The sequence below is a fragment of the Bacillus sp. UNCCL81 genome, assembly GCF_900112535.1.
Classification (GTDB): domain Bacteria; phylum Bacillota; class Bacilli; order Bacillales; family Bacillaceae_G; genus Gottfriedia; species Gottfriedia luciferensis_B.
The window spans coordinates 74123-91773 of the sequence record NZ_FOMF01000007.1 but is presented as its reverse complement, the minus strand read 5'-3'; the positions used below and the strand labels follow the sequence as shown (position 1 = coordinate 91773).

The 17651-nt window shown below is 33.5% G+C and carries 17 protein-coding genes and 2 other annotated features; of the genes, 10 read left to right on the top strand and 7 right to left on the bottom strand.

The window, feature by feature from the left end; genetic code table 11:
* Positions 1-449 precede the first annotated feature (449 nt).
* The 3 genes from BM319_RS16100 to BM319_RS16090 are packed head-to-tail and all read right to left on the bottom strand — an operon-like array spanning position 450 to position 2931.
* Complete coding sequence (locus BM319_RS16100; RefSeq protein WP_091023617.1) at positions 450-1622, bottom strand: acetoin utilization protein AcuC; 1173 nt, start codon at positions 1620-1622, stop codon at positions 450-452.
* Entirely contained in the window at positions 1622-2263 is a 642-nt protein-coding gene (locus tag BM319_RS16095; RefSeq protein ID WP_091023614.1) for an acetoin utilization AcuB family protein, read from the bottom strand. The genes BM319_RS16100 and BM319_RS16095 overlap by 1 nt, the downstream gene beginning before the upstream one ends.
* A 35-nt stretch (positions 2264-2298) precedes the next feature.
* The gene (locus BM319_RS16090; RefSeq protein ID WP_091023612.1) at positions 2299-2931 is read right to left on the bottom strand and encodes a GNAT family N-acetyltransferase; all 633 of its coding nucleotides are present in this window, start codon (positions 2929-2931) and stop codon (positions 2299-2301) included.
* Positions 2932-3111: 180 nt separating this feature from the next.
* On the opposite strand from BM319_RS16090, the gene acsA reads away from it, so the two are divergent.
* Positions 3112-4830 carry an acetate--CoA ligase gene (gene acsA, locus BM319_RS16085; protein ID WP_091023610.1) on the top strand — a complete coding sequence of 573 codons (1719 nt, stop codon included), beginning with the start codon at positions 3112-3114 and terminating at the stop codon, positions 4828-4830.
* Positions 4831-4876: 46 nt separating this feature from the next.
* Here the strand turns inward: acsA and BM319_RS16080 are convergent, their stop codons facing one another.
* Entirely contained in the window at positions 4877-5602 is a 726-nt protein-coding gene (locus BM319_RS16080) for a TPM domain-containing protein (protein WP_069034637.1), read from the bottom strand.
* Positions 5599-6174, bottom strand: a complete 576-nt coding sequence (locus BM319_RS16075; RefSeq protein WP_069034636.1) for a LemA family protein — start codon at positions 6172-6174, stop codon at positions 5599-5601. Before BM319_RS16075 ends, BM319_RS16080 begins: the two co-directional genes overlap by 4 nt.
* A 187-nt stretch (positions 6175-6361) precedes the next feature.
* Positions 6362-6593: a binding site (T-box leader), on the top strand.
* Positions 6594-6659: 66 nt separating this feature from the next.
* On the opposite strand from BM319_RS16075, the gene tyrS reads away from it, so the two are divergent.
* From tyrS to BM319_RS16045, 6 genes are all read left to right on the top strand, one after another.
* Positions 6660-7916, top strand: coding sequence for a tyrosine--tRNA ligase (gene tyrS, locus BM319_RS16070; protein WP_069034635.1), 1257 nt, complete (start codon positions 6660-6662; stop codon positions 7914-7916).
* 4 nt (positions 7917-7920) lie between these two features.
* Positions 7921-8163: a binding site (T-box leader), on the top strand.
* A 184-nt stretch (positions 8164-8347) separates the two neighbouring features.
* Positions 8348-8809: a GNAT family N-acetyltransferase gene (locus BM319_RS16065; RefSeq protein WP_069034634.1), complete on the top strand. Its 462-nt coding sequence runs from the start codon at positions 8348-8350 to the stop codon at positions 8807-8809.
* A gap of 19 nt (positions 8810-8828) precedes the next feature.
* Positions 8829-10208, top strand: a complete 1380-nt coding sequence (gene nhaC / locus BM319_RS16060; RefSeq protein ID WP_069034633.1) for a Na+/H+ antiporter NhaC — start codon at positions 8829-8831, stop codon at positions 10206-10208.
* Positions 10209-10265: 57 nt separating this feature from the next.
* A complete protein-coding gene (locus tag BM319_RS25130; RefSeq protein WP_088013475.1) occupies positions 10266-10400 on the top strand; it encodes a hypothetical protein in 135 nt (44 codons plus the stop codon).
* A 206-nt stretch (positions 10401-10606) separates the two neighbouring features.
* Complete coding sequence (locus BM319_RS16050; RefSeq protein WP_069034632.1) at positions 10607-11188, top strand: YdcF family protein; 582 nt, start codon at positions 10607-10609, stop codon at positions 11186-11188.
* 135 nt (positions 11189-11323) lie between these two features.
* Positions 11324-11695 (top strand): hypothetical protein, encoded by a 372-nt coding sequence (locus BM319_RS16045; protein WP_254664611.1) that lies wholly within the window; start codon positions 11324-11326, stop codon positions 11693-11695.
* Positions 11696-11847: 152 nt separating this feature from the next.
* Here the strand turns inward: BM319_RS16045 and rpsD are convergent, their stop codons facing one another.
* Complete coding sequence (gene rpsD / locus BM319_RS16040) at positions 11848-12450, bottom strand: 30S ribosomal protein S4 (RefSeq protein ID WP_056472146.1); 603 nt, start codon at positions 12448-12450, stop codon at positions 11848-11850.
* A gap of 719 nt (positions 12451-13169) precedes the next feature.
* On the bottom strand, positions 13170-13658 hold the full coding sequence (gene msrC / locus BM319_RS16035) for a free L-methionine (R)-S-oxide reductase MsrC (protein ID WP_069034630.1): 489 nt from the start codon (positions 13656-13658) through the stop codon (positions 13170-13172).
* A gap of 147 nt (positions 13659-13805) precedes the next feature.
* Between msrC and refZ the strand changes: the two genes are divergently transcribed.
* From refZ to BM319_RS16020, 3 genes are all read left to right on the top strand, one after another.
* Positions 13806-14453: a forespore capture DNA-binding protein RefZ gene (gene refZ / locus BM319_RS16030; RefSeq protein WP_069034629.1), complete on the top strand. Its 648-nt coding sequence runs from the start codon at positions 13806-13808 to the stop codon at positions 14451-14453.
* 257 nt (positions 14454-14710) lie between these two features.
* Complete coding sequence (ezrA, locus tag BM319_RS16025) at positions 14711-16411, top strand: septation ring formation regulator EzrA (RefSeq protein ID WP_069034628.1); 1701 nt, start codon at positions 14711-14713, stop codon at positions 16409-16411.
* Positions 16412-16507: 96 nt separating this feature from the next.
* Positions 16508-17650, top strand: a complete 1143-nt coding sequence (locus tag BM319_RS16020) for a cysteine desulfurase family protein (protein ID WP_091023608.1) — start codon at positions 16508-16510, stop codon at positions 17648-17650.
* Position 17651: the final 1 nt, after the last annotated feature.

The window sequence follows — 17651 nt, the reverse complement described above, 5'->3', positions numbered from 1 at the left end:
TTTAGTGATTCTAGGCTTTTTTGTTTTATGGGGGAACTTATGGGTGCAAGGAAAGAATGGAGTAACGTTTAGCTGCAAATAAACCTAAGAGGTCCGCAATTATAGTTTAAATCAGTGGAAATAAAAGTAGAACTGCAAATAAAATCTGAGAATCGCAATTAAAAATTGCAAAACTGCAATTAAAATCCAAGAACCGCAATTAAAAATAGTAAAACAGCAAATAAAACTTTGTAAATCGCAAATAAGTCAATAGTATACATATACCGGTAATCGTATTTTACACCTTTATAAACAGATATTAGATCGTTTTTAATATTAAGCTAGCAAATTTGTTCTGAATCTATCTAAAAACGAACCATTTTTAAATTGAAGTTTACTAATTCAAGATCAAAAATCCACCCGAAATTAAAAAACGCCGTCGAGATACCCTCTCAAGCGGCGCGTAGTATTTAAATAAAAGGCTTTTTTTGCTGAATGTGCAATGGCTCAAGTGCACGGTATAAGACTTGTTCATTGTATTCCTCTATTTCCTTTTTCCTTGGAATAGGCTTTACGATTGATGGATTGTCTGTCCAAGTTGTAGGTAACTTAACATTAGAAATTTTCTGCCATTTTTCTAACCAGCTATCCGGTATTAGGTTTGAAGTTGGTTGTTGATTTGTCATAGCTAGCCATACTTGTGACCAAGCTCTTGGTACTACTCTCCAGTAATCGTATCCTCCTCCAGCAACAGCAATCCATTTACCATCGCAATATTTATGAGCGATTTCGTGTGCGATTTTTGGGATTTCCTCGAATGTTTTCATTGTTGTACATAGATGAGTCAATGGATCGTAATAATGTGAATCAGAGCCATTTTGAGTGAGGATTACATCTGGTTTGAAGTATTGAGCTATATCGTTTATTGCTTTTTTATAGCTTAATAGAAATGATTCGTCTTCGGTGAATGCATCAATAGGAATGTTAAAAGAGTAACCGAAACCTTTTCCTTGTCCTCTTTCGGTTACCGCACCTGTACCAGGAAATAGATATCTACCAGTTTCATGTATTGAGAGTGTGCAAACAGTCGGGTCATCATAAAATGCCCACTGAACTCCGTCGCCATGGTGTGCGTCCGTATCTATGTATAATACCTTTAAACCGTATTTTTGTTGAATATATTTTATGGCGATTGCACAGTCATTATAAACACAAAAACCAGAGGCTTTTCGTTTAAAACCGTGATGTAGTCCACCACCTAAATTAAAAGCATGATTGGATTTTCCCTCTAGTACAGCATCTACTGCTGTTAAGGTGCCACCAACAATTAAAGAACTGGCCTCGTGCATATTTTTAAAAATGGGTGTATCTTCAGTTCCAAGCCCAAATTGTTCAGCGATATTTGCGCTAACAGGTTCGCGGCTTGCTTTTTTAACTTGTTCGATAAATTGTAAATCATGAAAAAGGAGCAGCTCATCATCTGTTGCTAATCTTGGTGGAATAATATCAGCGCCATTTAATAGATTACTAGATGTTAATAGTTCATAAACTAATTGAGAGCGAATCGGATTAAATGGATGATTTTCATTGAATTGATAGGCATGGTATTCTTCGCTATATATTAAATATGCATCCTTTTTCATCATGAGTCACTCGCTTCATTTGGCCAAAGAATTTTATATCCCTCAGTTTTTAAAGTTTGAATGATTGAAAGTGGATTCATCGTTTGAATTCTAAATACAAGAACCTTATGATCCACTTCTTTTGCAGGGTAAACAAGGACACTTACAATATTAATATTTTCTTTTGAAAATACGTTAACAACGTCACTTAAAATGCCTGGATGATCATGAACTAAGATTTCTATTTGGGAGCTAGGCTGATATGCTCCTGTTAAAGTTACTAGAGTGTGTAATACATCAATTTCAGTGACAAGTCCTATTAATTTTCCGCTAGATACGACAGGTAAGCAGCCTATTTTATATTGATAGAAATATGTTGCTACTTCTTCAACAAAGTCAATTGGACTGCAAGTTATGACATTAGTAGTCATAATTTTTTCAACAGGAACCTCAAGTACAGATGAAAATGCTTGTGGAAATAATGTTGAAGGTAGGGCATCACGTACATCTCGATCAGAAATGATTCCAACCACTTGATCATCTTTATTAATGATTGGAATATGACGAACTTCACCTGTTCGAAAAATTGTTACTGCTTCACCGATTGTATTTTCTTTTTTTAAAGTAATGTTTGAACTGCGCATAATATCTTGAATAAGCATTTTTTTGAATCCTACCTTTCGAGATTAAAGTTCAATTAGTACATATATCTTTGTAAAAAGCGTAGTGCGTCAAATGCTTGAATTTCTTCAGTTGTTACTCGTTTTCCCATTCTGACCATTAAACAGTTTGCTGGATGGGAACAGATTTCAGGATCATCAGTTGCAAATTGAATGAGTCCACCGGCATTCATCATTTTTTCCATCATTTTTCTATATTCCCATACGTTTAAACCAGTGCCTTTTAAATCCCAATGCCAATAATACTCTGTTGTGATAATGATATAGTCTTCCATTGCATCATCTAGCATTGAGAGAATTAACATATTTTTAGCAACTGAAAAACCGCGGAACTCAGGTATAACCTCAATTGCTCCAAGCTCGATTAAATTTTCTAGAGTTGTTTTTGACCATCTTTCAAGTGGGTCTGGATACAAATAAGTTACGTAACCTACTATTGTTTGATCGAGTCTAGCAATAATAATTCTAGCTTCAGGTAGACTAGCAATTTCAACAATTGCTTTGTGTTGCTGTGCTGGTTGTCTAAAAGATGTTAAATTTTCATGAAAATGATATGTTTCAAGTAAGGCAGATTCGACCGGTCCCTCTATAATTAATTCACCATGCACAGTTTGGATTGTTTTTGAAAAATATTTTTTTGGGTGATCCAATATTTCTCACTCCCTTTAAAAAGCACCTTTTTAATAATCATACTAAAAAATGCAGGAAAGACATACAGGAAAAAAAACAGTAGGTGTCTAATACATATAAATGGATAATTTATTAAAAATACTGAAAATTAAATCTTATCATTGTATAATGATAGTAGAGAATATCAAGGAGGGATTTATATGAAGGTGGAAGCGCTTCCTGTAAAAAACGGGCAATTTAATTTAAAAAACTATGAGGAAACTTATAAAAATTTTAAGTGGGAAGATGTAGAAAAAGAGTTTTCTTGGTATACAACACAAAAGTATAATATGGCTTTTGAAGCTATCGATCGTCATGCAAATTCTGATCGAAAAGATAAAGTTGCTTTGTATTACAAAGATGATAAGCGAAATGAAAAATATACGTTTGAAGAAATGAAAATTAATTCAAATAAGGCTGCAAATGTTTTAAAACAATTCGGTGACGTTGAAAAAGGTGATCGAGTATTTATTTTCATGCCTCGTCAACCAGAATTGTATTTTGCACTTTTAGGAGCTTTAAAATTAGGTGCTATTGTTGGTCCTTTATTCGAGGCATTTATGGAAGGTGCTGTAAAGGATCGTCTAGAGGATAGTGAAGCAAAGGTATTAGTCACAACGCCAGAATTATTATCACGTGTTCCAGTTAATGATCTACCTGCGTTAAAAACAATCTTCCTTATCGGTAATGACGTTGAGGAAGGCGGTAAATTTGTAGATTTTAAAGCTCGTTATAAAGAAGCGAAATCAGATTTTGAGATTACATGGTTAAATCGTCATGATGGTTTAATTTTGCATTATACTTCTGGGTCAACTGGTAAACCAAAAGGTGTACTTCATGTTCAACAAGCGATGATCCAACACTATCAAACTGGTAAATGGGTGACGGATCTTCAAAAAGATGATGTATATTGGTGTACAGCAGATCCAGGTTGGGTAACTGGAACTTCATACGGTATTTTTGGACCTTGGTTAAATGGTGCCTCTAACGTAATCTTAGGAGGTCGTTTCAGTCCAGATGCTTGGTATGAAACAATTCAAGAATTCGGCGTTACAGTTTGGTATAGTGCTCCAACAGCATTCCGTATGCTGATGGGTTCAGGGGAAGACATTATTAATAAGTATGATTTAAGTTCACTTCGACATATTTTAAGTGTTGGTGAACCTTTAAATCCAGAAGTAGTTCGTTGGGGAGCAAAAGTATTTAATTTACGAATCCATGATAATTGGTGGATGACTGAAACTGGAGCTTCATTAATTTGTAACTATCCATGTATGCCAATTCGCCCAGGTTCAATGGGTAAACCATTCCCTGGAGTCGAAGCAGCTATTGTTGATAATAACGGTAATGAAGTTGCTCCATATACGATGGGAAATCTAGCAATTAAAAAGGGTTGGCCATCAATGATGAACACAATTTGGAATAATGAAGCAAAATTCCAATCATATTTCTTAAATGATGAATGGTATGTTTCAGGTGATTCAGCGTATATGGATGAAGATGGATATTTCTGGTTCCAAGGTCGAGTAGACGATGTAATAATGACTTCTGGTGAGAGAGTTGGTCCATTTGAAGTAGAAAGTAAGCTTGTAGAGCATCCTGCGATTGCAGAAGCTGGTGTAATCGGTATACCAGATCCTGTAAGAGGTGAGATCATTAAAGCATTTGTTGCGCTAAGAGATGGGTATGTTGCTTCAGATGAATTGAAGGAAGAAATCCGTAACTTTGTAAAACTAGGACTAGCAGCTCATGCAGCACCTAGACAAATCGAATTCCGTGATAAATTACCAAAAACTCGCAGCGGAAAAATTATGCGAAGAGTATTAAAAGCATGGGAGTTAGACCTTCCAACTGGTGATTTATCAACAATGGAAGATTAATAAAAAAAGAAAACCATTGGAAAAAATCCAATGGTTTTTTGTTGTTCTAAAATTTTCGATCGGAGCCACCACCGCCGGAGCTTCCTCCGCCACCGCCTCTTGGGCCACCGCCACCTGAAGAGCTTAATAGTGCAGGTAATAAATTCAAAATGAAATAAGTTAGTACACCATTAAAGAACATCATATCAATGATGATGATCCCTATCACTATTGCAATGATGATGAATACTTTTAAATTGTCCCATAAATTACTTGTTTTAGAATGGCCAGTTTGTTCAGAGCCATTTAAAATAACATTATATAGTGATTTATATGTGTTTGTTATTGCAAGAGATTCTTCACCTTTTTTCAAATATGGAATAGCGCTCTGGTCCAAAATTTTACCAGATCTAATATCCGTTACAACTCCTTCTAAACCATATCCTACTTCGATTCTTATTTGTCTGTCTTTTTTAGCATATAACAAAAGAACACCATTATTTTTCTCTTTATTACCTAAACCATATTTTCGAAATGCTGTATTAGCATATTCTTTAATATCATTTCCTTCCAGACTTGGGATTGTTAATACCGCAAGTTGAGCGGAGGTAGTGTCTTCTAACTTTTTCCCTAATTGAATTAGAGTTTGTGAATCTTCTCTGTTAAGAACATTTGCATAATCTTGTACATAAATGTCTCCCACTTGAGAGGGTACTTTAATTTCAGCATTTGCTGCTGTAGCAAATGAAAAAAGAAATCCTATTAGGAATATTGTTGAGAGAAATTTTCTCATTTATTACCATCGCCACTAAAGTCAACCTCAGGTGTAGCTTTATCTTTTTCAGATACTTCAAAGTAATCCTTCTTCTCGAATCCAAAAGGTCCAGCTACTAGAACACCCGGGAATTTTTTGATTTTTTGGTTGTAAACAGTTACTGCATCATTATAATCTTTACGAGCAATTGCTAGTCGATTTTCAGTTCCTTCTAGGCTATCCATTAATGCTTGGAAGTTTTGATTTGATTTTAAATCAGGATAGTTTTCAACGACTACTAATAGACGACTTAGCGCTCCAGACAATTCTGCATCAGCTTTACTTTTATCAGCAGTCGTTTGAGCACCAGCTAATTTTGCGCGTGCATCTGTTACTGATGCAATCACATCTTTCTCTTGTGTAGCATATCCTTTTACTGTATTTACTAAGTTTGGTATTAAATCTGAACGACGTTTTAGTTGGTTATCAACTTGTGACATTTTATTTGTTACATTTTCTTCTTGAGTCACAAAGCTATTATAGCTTCCGACACCCATAAAGATTAGAACGACTACAATAATTAAAGCAATCCATATTCCTTTATTCTTCAAGAAAAAACACTCCATTTCCAAAATATGTATTTTTAAAGATGTTAGTATTAATATTTAACCATATTATTTGATATAAAGCATTTTTATTCAAATATTGAATGACAATTTAAATAAAATTAATAAAAATTTAATTATCTATTTGACTTAAACGTTTTATTTGTGATATAAATGTTTCATAACATTTTAATAGTGAGCGTTGAAAGGCTTAGTAGTGTGAATGGTATTGGATCAGAGAGCTAATGGTTGGTGAGAATTAGCACAGACATTGACACGAATTACAACCTGGAGCATTCTTTTTCGAAATTTGTTTAATGCAAATTAGGATTAGAACGGTTAACAGCCGTTAATTGTATGAGAGGTAGCTAGTTTTATTAGCTACAACTAGGGTGGTACCGCGATTATAATTATTCGTCCCTACTGTTTATCAGTAGGGACTTTTTATTTTGTTTAAACGACGTATAGAGCATAGAAGGGGTGGGCTAAAAATGGAAAATATCTTACAAGATTTAGAATTTCGTGGATTAATTAACCAAATGACAGATGAAGAAGGTCTACAAAAATTATTAAGCGAAGAATCTGTTTCATTATATTGTGGTTTCGACCCAACTGGTGATAGCTTACACATTGGTCACTTATTACCAGTGTTAATGTTAAAGAGATTCCAAGTTGCAGGTCATAAACCAATTGGTTTAGTAGGTGGAGCAACTGGAATGATCGGTGATCCAAGCGGTAAGAAGGCAGAACGTACGTTAAATACTACTGATACAGTAAAAATGTTCAGTGAACGAATTCGTACACAATTATTACCATTTTTAAACTTCGAAGGTGATAATGCTGCTAAAGTAGTTAATAACTTTGATTGGACAGGCGAATTAGATGTTATTACATTCTTACGTGACATCGGTAAAAACTTCGGATTAAACTACATGCTAGCTAAAGATTCAGTTGCATCTCGATTAGAAGCAGGTATTTCATTTACTGAATTTAGTTACATGATTTTACAATCATATGATTTCTTAAAATTATACCAAGACCATAACTGTAAATTACAAATTGGTGGTAGTGACCAATGGGGTAATATTACAGCGGGTATGGAATTAATCCGTAAGACAGAAGAAGATTCAAAAGCTTTTGGTCTTACAGTACCTTTAGTAACAAAAGCTGACGGTTCTAAATTTGGTAAAACAGAAGGCGGAGCAGTTTGGTTAGATCCAGAAAAAACAACTCCATACGAATTCTACCAATTCTGGATTAATACAGATGACCGTGATGTAGTTAAATACTTGAAATACTTTACTTTCTTAACAAAAGAAGAAATTTTAGAGCTAGAGAAACAATTTAATGAAGCACCAGAACAACGTGTTGCTCAAAAAGCATTAGCTGCTGAAGTAACAAAACTTGTTCACGGTGAAGCTGCTCTTGATCAAGCAATTAAAATTACAGAAGCATTATTTAGTGGATCTGTAAAAGAATTAACGGCTGCTGAAATTAAACAAGGTTTTAAAGACGTGCCTTCATTTAATTTAAGTGAAGCAGAAAAAGGATTAGTAGACTTACTAGTTGAAGCAAAAATTTCTCCATCAAAACGACAAGCACGTGAAGATGTACAAAACGGTGCTGTTTATGTAAATGGAGATCGTATACAGGACGTTGCAACTGTGTTAACTAAACAAGATGCAATTGAAGAGCAATTTATTATTATCCGTCGTGGTAAGAAGAAATACCACTTGGTTACATTATAATACCGAACAAACAGTGAACGAAAAAGCAGTAGTTTGGTTGGAAGTAGTTCAGAGAGCGAGTGGTTGGTGAAAACTCGTCTACACAATCAAATGAATTACATTTCGGGAGTTTTCTTTTCGTAGTTAGTTGATCTAATGAAGGGAAGAACGTAAGTCTACGTTACAGATTCGAGTGATAAGAATTTTTATTAGTCATAGTATTAATTCTTATAACTAGGGTGGTAACGCGATCGAGGTCGTCCCTATTTTATATAGGGAGGCCTCTTTTTTTATTGCACTTTAATAGGTATAAATTGGCAGCGATGATCCTTGCTCGACGTAGTAGCCAATTCTAGGAATAAAGAGTATAAGTGCAACTACGTCTTTGCCATCGCCTAAAAGGCTCATCAATCAACGAGTTTTCTTTATTTTTTTTTGAAAGGGTGACAATCATGGAGATTTTTGCAACAAAAGATTACCGAATATTGGCAAAACTTAATGAAGATGTACAAAATTTACATGCTGAATTGTTTCCAGAATTTTTTAAGGTTCACAATCTAGCGGAGATAACTGAGTTTTTCAAGGGTGTAGTTGATAAATCAGATCATCATTTTTTCGTAGTAAAAGATATTGAAGAATTGGTCGGATACGCTTGGATTGAAATAAAACATATACCTGAAGGACCGATTAAAAAGGCTTTTCGGCTAGGTTATGTTCATCAAATAAGTATTAAAGAAGAAAAAAGAAATAAAGGATACGGTTCTTTCTTAATTCATAAAATTGCTTCATTTGCTCGTGAGAATAATCTTTCTAGAATTGAGCTAGATTATTGGATCGAAAATAAAAATGCAAGTAGTTTTTATGAGAAACTTGGGTTCGTAAAGTTTCGTGAACACGTATTTATGGATGTATAAAAAAGGGAGAGTATATAAAATGAAAAAGATTGAATTAGGTGCGTTAATCGCACTGTTTGCAGTTATTATGTCTAGTTGTCTAGTTATATTAAAATCAGATCCACAAATTCCGCTTCTTTTATGTGTTGTTTGTTTAGCTGTATTTGGATTATTTAAAGGGTTTAAATGGGAGCAGATTGAAAATGGTATGAAAAAGGGTATTCAAAATGGCTTGTCACCTACATTAATCTTAATGATGATCGGTCTATTAATCGGTTCTTGGATGCTAAGTGGTACAGTACCTACATTATTATTTTACGGAATTTCGGTTCTTTCAGCTAAGTGGTTTGCGATCAGTGCAATTTTTATTACAATCATCGTTGCTAGTTTTACTGGTAGTACTTTTACAACAATCGCTACAGTTGGTGTTGCGTTAATGGGAATCGCACATATAATGGGGATTCCACCAGCAATTGCAGCAGGTGCGATTATTAGTGGAGCGTGTTTTGGTGATAAGATGTCACCGATTTCAGATACAACGAATTTCGTTCCAAGTATTTTAGGAATAAAGGTTAATGAACATATTCGACACATGGCATATACAACAATTCCAGCATTAATTGTTACAGTTATATTATTTTTAATCATCGGTATGGGTCATGGAAATACAGATATGGCGCAAGTTACAGAAATGAAAAAAGCAATTTCAACTAGCTTTGAAGTCAATCCGTTATTATTAATCCCATGTTTAATTGTTTTTATAATGGCATTTAGAGGTTTTTCAACTTTACCAACGATGTCGGCTGGTATTGTTAGTTCATTAGTTTTAGCATTTTTCATTCAAAAAGATATTACACTTGCAAAAGTGTTTACAACATTACAAAATGGATTCCAAACGGATACAGGGAACGAAATGCTTAATTCCATTGTTAACCGTGGAGGATTACAATCAATGATGTGGTCTGTGTCATTAATATTTATTGCACTTGCTCTAGGCGGATTATTACAAGAGCTACGTGTATTCGAGACATTAATACAGTCATTATCTAATTTGAAACGTAACGGGCATATTGTTATTGCAAGTACATTATCTGCAATGAGTGTAAATCTTTTAACAGGTGAACAATACTTATCAATTCTACTTCCTGGGCAATTATTAAAGGATGTATTTATCAAAAAAAATATACCACTTAAAAACTTATCACGTGCATTAGAAGATGGTGGAACACTTTTTAATCCAATCGTTCCTTGGAGTGTAAGTGGAGCGTTTTTCGCTTCAACATTGGGAGTACCTGTTATTGATTACTTACCGTTTGCATTCGTATTATTTATTACACCATTATTCAGTATGTTAGCCGCTTTATTGGGTAAAGGTTTAGAAGTTGAAAATAAAGGAGAAAGTTCAAGAAAAGTCGCATAAACAAATTGTTTCTACGTAAACTAGTTTTTGTACGAACTGGTTAATGGAGGGAAAAAAATGAGTCATGCAGCAGGTGGTTCAAAGAAAAATCGTCCTAGTGATGCAAATCATGTAGATGCAAAAACGAAAGCTCATCAAAAAAGGCTTTCAAAGGATCAACATAATCCAATGGGCGAAAAGTATCCTAGATAGTTGAATAAATAATTTTGAATCAATCCCCTATATGAAAGAAAGGACATCCATCCATTTCTTTTCATATAGGGGATTTTTTATTTGTAGTCTAACTTTTTATGAGGAATAATGTTAAATGTTTATGCAATATTCAAATTTTAGTGAAATCCACTTAATTATCCGATAAAATAAAAGCTAAAGTAATTTTATTTAAGGGGATAAAGGTAATGAGCTTTTTTAAAATAATTACATATACAATTATTATTGGGATACTAAGTTATGTATTCTGTATCGTTTTTATCGGTATAAATAGCTTTTTACAATATCAGCATAAAGTACCTAAAAATGCAGATTATATCATCGTATTAGGCGCTGGTTTGAAAAAGGATAAACCTACTAGAGCTTTACGTTATCGAATTGAAACAGCAGCTAAATATGCTAAGGAAAATAAAAGTGCAAAAATTATTGTTTCAGGTGGAAAAGGTAATGATGAATTGATATCAGAAGCTGAATGTATGAGGGTTGAATTAATCAAATTAGGAATTGAAGAAGATCGAATTGTGAAGGAAGATTTATCAACAAATACATACGAGAATATGAAATTCTCAAAAAAGCTCATTCATAACGATCAAGCTCAAGTAGTCGTTGTTTCAAATGATTATCATTTATTTAGATCTTTAAAATTGGCTAAAAAACAAGGGTTGAATGTAGTCGGACTTCCTGCAAAAACACCAAAAGTTATCATACCGACAGCATACTTTAGAGAATGTTTATCTATTTTAAAAGCTATCTACTATAAACAAATGTAATCATTGTAGGCAATCTATCATTTTTATAAAAACTATGAATTAAATTTGTACCAATGTCCGTTTCATTTCTACTGATTGAAACATTTTATATTATATGGATTTGCTTGTCCAAATAATATGAAAGGAGTGACGTTGATGTCGTCAAAATTTTTATCAACTGGCGTATTAAGAAGACATTCTAGTACTCAGTTTTTAACAGTTGAAGCTCTTAATGTTGACCCGGATGACTCACGTTCTGTGAGTGTATTAATGTTTGACTGGTCAAGTGGTTCACCTGTGATTCTTCCTATGGTTGACCCATCTACAGTAACAATTCCACCAAATCAATATAGAACATTTAGATCTTTCCAACTTCCAGCAGCTTTATTTGCTTATGAAGTAAGAATTCTTCATCCGAAAGATCGTGATGTTGTAGTAAATGTATTTGGACTTAGTGACATTGCATTTGATCCTCAAGAAGGTAATAATGCAATGCAACATGACTTAGCGGTAGTGAAATTAAAATAAAATAAAATGTTATTTTAATACACCTCTCAATTCCGCATAAGTAGCCCTTCGAGTAAAGTCGAGGGCTTTTTTTTATGGTGTAAAATAAATATAAAAAAAACCACAATCAAATTTGATTGTGGTTTCTCATCGCTTTCTAAGAAGCGATATGATTAACGGTTGTAGAATTCAACGATAAGAGCTTCGTTGATTTCAGCTGGTAATTCAGAACGCTCTGGTAAGCGGTTGAAAGTACCTTCTAATTTGTCAGCGTTGAAAGTGATGTACTCAGGTACAAAGTTGTTAACTTCAACAGCTTCTTTAACTACAGCTAAGTTTTGTGATTTTTCACGTAAGCTGATAGTTTGGCCAATTTTCACACGGAAAGATGGGATGTCTACACGTTTGCCATCAACTAAGATGTGGCCGTGGTTAACTAATTGACGAGCAGCACGACGAGTACGAGCAAGACCCATACGGTAAACTACGTTGTCTAAACGAGTTTCTAATAAGATCATGAAGTTTTCACCATGTTTACCAGTTAATTTACCAGCGATATCAAAAGTGCGACGGAATTGACGCTCATTAACACCGAACATGTGACGAAGTTTTTGTTTTTCTTGTAATTGTAAACCGTATTCTGATAATTTTTTGCGTTGGTTAGGTCCGTGTTGACCTGGTGCGTAAGGGCGTTTTTCTAATTCTTTACCTGTTCCGCTTAATGAAATGCCTAAACGGCGAGATAATTTCCAAGTAGATCCTGTATAACGAGACATTGAGTGTCTCCTCCTTTAGTTTTTATTTTGGAGTAAAATAAAAACGTTCGTGTAGCCCCAGTTTGTTTATTTTGCTTTCATGTATCCTCGCTCCAGCAGCCAGAGTTACGCGATGACACCTCTTAAACAGTAGAGGAACAAAATAAATATCAAGCCTGTGCTTACAACGCTGCGTTATTTTACACAAAAAATATTATAACCAGATAGTATAAAATAGTCAAGGGCAGTTTTGTTTTTAGCTTTTTATAAAAAGAACTTTGTCAATTAATCTTATCATTGATAAATAAGCTTTGTGGTATGATTTCCACTACAGTGCGCTCGCTTTCCATGGGGCGAGATTCTTGAGCCTCCTCGGCAAGCCTGCGGGGTCTTTAGCCTTCCCGCTAATCCCATAGGAGTCGAGCACCCTTTCGTTCCAATCAACTTCTTAATAAAAAAGAATAATCTTAAAAACAATAGAATTGTCTTATAAACGTATGATTTTCGCTTTAGTAATCTAGTTGCAAGTAATAGATAATCCACGACTTACAAAGCATTAAAAATAGTGCCTCAAAAAAGATATTTGTAATAATAATGACGTTAATTATGTTAAATTTTTGCAAGTTAATTAAAAAAATATATTATCAATAGTCTTTCAGTTAGGAGACGATAGATTTTTTATATTGACCCCAATATAAAAAAGAAATCCAATAAAGGATTCCTTTAGAAATCAAATTTTCTTATCTAATTGTTTCTTCAATTAAATTAACGATTGCTTGAAGATATTTTTGATCCGTTTCATCAAAGCGATTAAATTCCGGACTATCGATATCTAATACACCAATTACTTCACCGTTATGCATTAAAGGAATAACGATCTCTGAATTTGATGCAGCATCACAAGCGATGTGGCCTGGGAAATCGTGAACATTATCGATTCTTTGAACCGTTTTTGTTTGAGCAGATGTGCCGCAAACTCCCTTGCCGTATGGTATACGCACACACGCAGGAAGACCTACAAATGGGCCTAATACTAATTCATTGCGATCTCCATCTTTTAAATAAAATCCTACCCAATTTATTTGGTGCAAAAACTGATTTAATAAGGCAGATGTATTTGCTAAATTAGCTATTAGGTTATGTTCGCCATCTATTAAGGCTTTAACTTGAGCTGTTAGAGTATTATATTGTTGTTCTTTTGTACCTGAATATTCGACTTTTTGAAACATTTGTAGACCCCTTTCCCTATTTCATGTGAAATATCATAGCATATTTCGAAAGAATACTGGTAATTTTGTCGACCGATTTGTAGAGGATTTTATTAGTATTTCGCTAATTAATAAAGGAATTGATGTTTGTAAAAGAGGGTGACGAGTATGGAGCAAGATAAACTTGCAACAAAGAAGAAAGTCATCGAGACAGCGCTTACGTTATTTAAAATTAATGGATACCAAGGTACTTCAGTAAGGGATATTTCTAAAAAAGCAAATGTAAATATTGCGACGATTTCGTATTATTTTAAAGGTAAACAAGGTTTACTTGAACATATCATAGTAGATTTTTTAGAAGGATATATTGAAATTTTAGATAAACATTGTTTGTCATTGTATGATAAAAACGCAAATTTAATTTTAATGAACCTTGTTGGAGAAGTACTTAATTATTACTTTTTAAAAAAGGAATATGCTTCTATTTTTTACAGAGAGTTGACAATCGACTCTGTCTTCATTCGTGAAATTATGATGACCTATTTAGCAAGAGAGCGTTATACTTTTACTCAAATTTATGATGCTATTCGTATGTCTAATGCGAAACTAACAATGCCATTTTCAGTCTTTTTCGTCCAATTAAAATCCTTCCTTTCAACACCGTACTTATTTCCAGGCTATTTAAATGAAGTATTGTATATACAGCAAAATGATCTGTATTTTTTTGAGAGATATAAAGAGTATGTAGAGAAATGGATCGAATCACTATTCGATATGGATGAGAGACTTGTTACTCGAGTAGAACTTTCATCCTAAAAGTTCGCCTTTTTCATTGTGAAAAATCACAATGAAAAGGCGTTTTTCGTTGTTTAAAAATCTGAAATTTCTACAAGCTTTTACAGTATTTATTATAGTTTGATAAAAATATGAAAAAATTGAAAAAATTAAGCCAAAAATCAACTTTATCATGTTATTATTAACTATGACCTAAATAAAGAGCAATTTATTAATTCAAAAATTAACGTACAAATAAATAGATTCAGAAGGCAGTAAAAGGAGGTACATCAGGGAAAATGACAATGACATTCTATGTAATTTTAGTCGTAATAGCTATTGTTATCGCATTAATGATTGTAGCCTTAACAATTCGACAACGTTTATTCAAAAAACTCGATGAACTTGAAGCGTGGAGAATGCAGTTAATGAGTAAGCCAGTTACGGATGAACTTTCAAAGCTAAAGGCCTTAAATATGACCGGCCAAACGGAAGAGCTTTTTGATAAATGGAGAACCGATTGGGATGAACTAGTTACAACTTTTTTACCAAAAGTAACTGATTCGATCTCAGAAATAGATGAGGCGATTAATAAATATCATTTCATGAAAGCTAAAGCAGGGATTAGTGAAATTGAAGGAAGCCTAACTGAAGCAGAATCAAACATCGAAAAAATTCTAAATGAGGTAAGCGACCTAGTAGGTAGTGAAGAACAAAATAATTCGGATATTGAAATATTAAACCAAGAGTATCTTGAGCAAAGAAAGCTTTTATTAACTCATCGTCATTTATATTCAATTTCTGAAACTCAGTTGGAACAAAAAATGGATGATATCAAACAACAAATCCAATTATTTAATGAAACAACTGAAAAAGGAAACTATTTAGAAGCAAGAGGCTTAGTGCATGAAATTGCTGATCAAGTACATATATTGAAATCAAATATGCAAATCATACCGGATTTATATATTGAATCTTCTACTACGATGCCCTCTCAAATACATAATTTAACTGATGGTTTAAAGCAAATGAAAGCAGAAGGATATGCGCTTGATTTTGAAGCATTAGAAAATGAAACAATCGATTGTTCTAAAATATGTATCGAATGTGTCGAATTAATTAAAAAACTAGATATCACAGAAGCGAATGACAAGCTTGAATTTGTGAAAGCAAAAGTCGATTCAATCTATGATTTATTAGAAAAAGAAGTAGAGAGTAAATTTGTAGTAGAAAAAGAAATATGGACTTCTCAGGAAGAAATTCAAAGTATTCGAGAAGATAATTTAAAAACAAAAGAAGAGACTCAATTAGTTCAGCAAATATATGAATTAAGTGATGAAGATACTCAAGCTCAAAAAATGGTTGAAAAGCAAGTTAGTATCATTACAAAACGCTTTGAATTATTGCAGATTCGTGTAGCAGAACAAGACCTTGCATTTTCTGTCATAAGAGAAGAATTAGATTTACTAAAAAAGCAAATGGAAGATGTTAAAGAATCTCATTTGATGTATGTTGAAATGCTAAAAGCACTTCGAAAAGATGAATTACAAGCTCGTGATCAATTAATTGAAATGAAACGATTAATGTTAGAGGTCAAACGTCTTGTTCAAATTTCTAATTTGCCTGGTATGCCAGTTTCATCTATGAAACAAATACAAGATGCTCAAGAAAGTATGCAAATTGTTTATTTGGAATTAGAGAAAAAACCATTAAAAATGGCGCATGTATCATTTTTACTAGAAAAAGCAGCAACTGCAGTACATGTTTGTTATAATGATACGAAATATATGATTGAACAAGGATATTTCGTAGAAAAAGTGATACAATATGGAAATCGCTATAGAAGTAAAAATGTACAAATGGCAACGTCAATGGACAAGGCAGAGCAATTATTTAGAGAATTTCAATATAATGAAGCTCTAGAAGAAGCTGCCGTTTCAATTGAGAAAATTGAACCTGGTGCAATCGATAAATTACAAGAAATACTAAATGAACAATAGTACACACTACCCCTATAGATGAAAATCTTAGGGGTTTCGTCTGTTTTCAGATATAATGAAAAATGGACTCAAGCAATATGGAGGTACGGAAAAAATATGATTTATTTTGATAATAGCGCGACTACTAAACCTTATAAAGAGGTATTAGACACATATATTACTGTTTCGGACCAGTTTTTTGGAAATCCCTCTTCGATTCATAAGCTAGGTGGACGCTCAGAGCAATTACTCTCAAAAGCTAGAAACCAAATTGCTGAGCTTTTGTCAGTTCAACCATCAGAGATCATCTTTACATCAGGTGGTACAGAGGGGAATAATTTAGCAATAAAGGGAACTGCCATGATGCATCGTTCAAGAGGGAAGCATTTAATTACGACTGAAATTGAACATCCATCAATTTATGAAGCTTATAAACAATTAGAGGATCTAGGATTTGAAGTAACTTACTTATCCCCAAACGAAGAGGGGTTTATTTCTGTTGACCAATTAAAAAATGCGTTAAGAGATGATACGATATTAGTTTCTGTCATTCATGTAAATAATGAAACAGGAGCAATTCAACCAATAGCAGAAATTGGTCGATTATTAACGGATTATCCAAAAATATTTTTCCATGTTGACGCTGTTCAAGGGGTAGGGAAAGTACCATTAAATATTAAACAAGCTGCGATTGATTTATTATCTATTTCGGGTCATAAATTTCATAGTGTAAAAGGAACTGGAATTTTATATATTAGAGAAGGTGTAACCTTATCATCTTTAATGACAGGTGGGTCACAGGAAAGAGAGATTCGTTCAGGTACGGAAAATCTAGCAGGAATTGTTGCGATGGCAAAAGCGCTTAGAATCATGCTAGAAAAACAAAAAACAATGAATGATCACCTATATAATATGAGAAATGAACTTATTCAAAATTTAGAGATGATTGACTACGCTGTATTGAACTCACCAGAATCGGATTTTGCTCCTCATATAATAAATATTTCATTTGTAGGATTAAAGCCTGAGGTAATTGTCCATGCTCTATCTGAAGAAAATGTTTTTATTTCTACAAAATCAGCATGTTCTTCTAAAACTTTTGAGATAAGCCGGGTACTACAAAGTATGGGTAAAAGCGAAAAAGTAGCAAGTAGTGCTGTCAGAATCAGTCTTTCTTATGAAAATACAATGAGTGAAGTAGAGCAGTTTAACAAAATAATTAAAGAAGTAATTAAAAATTTATATAAAGTAATGGGGTAAC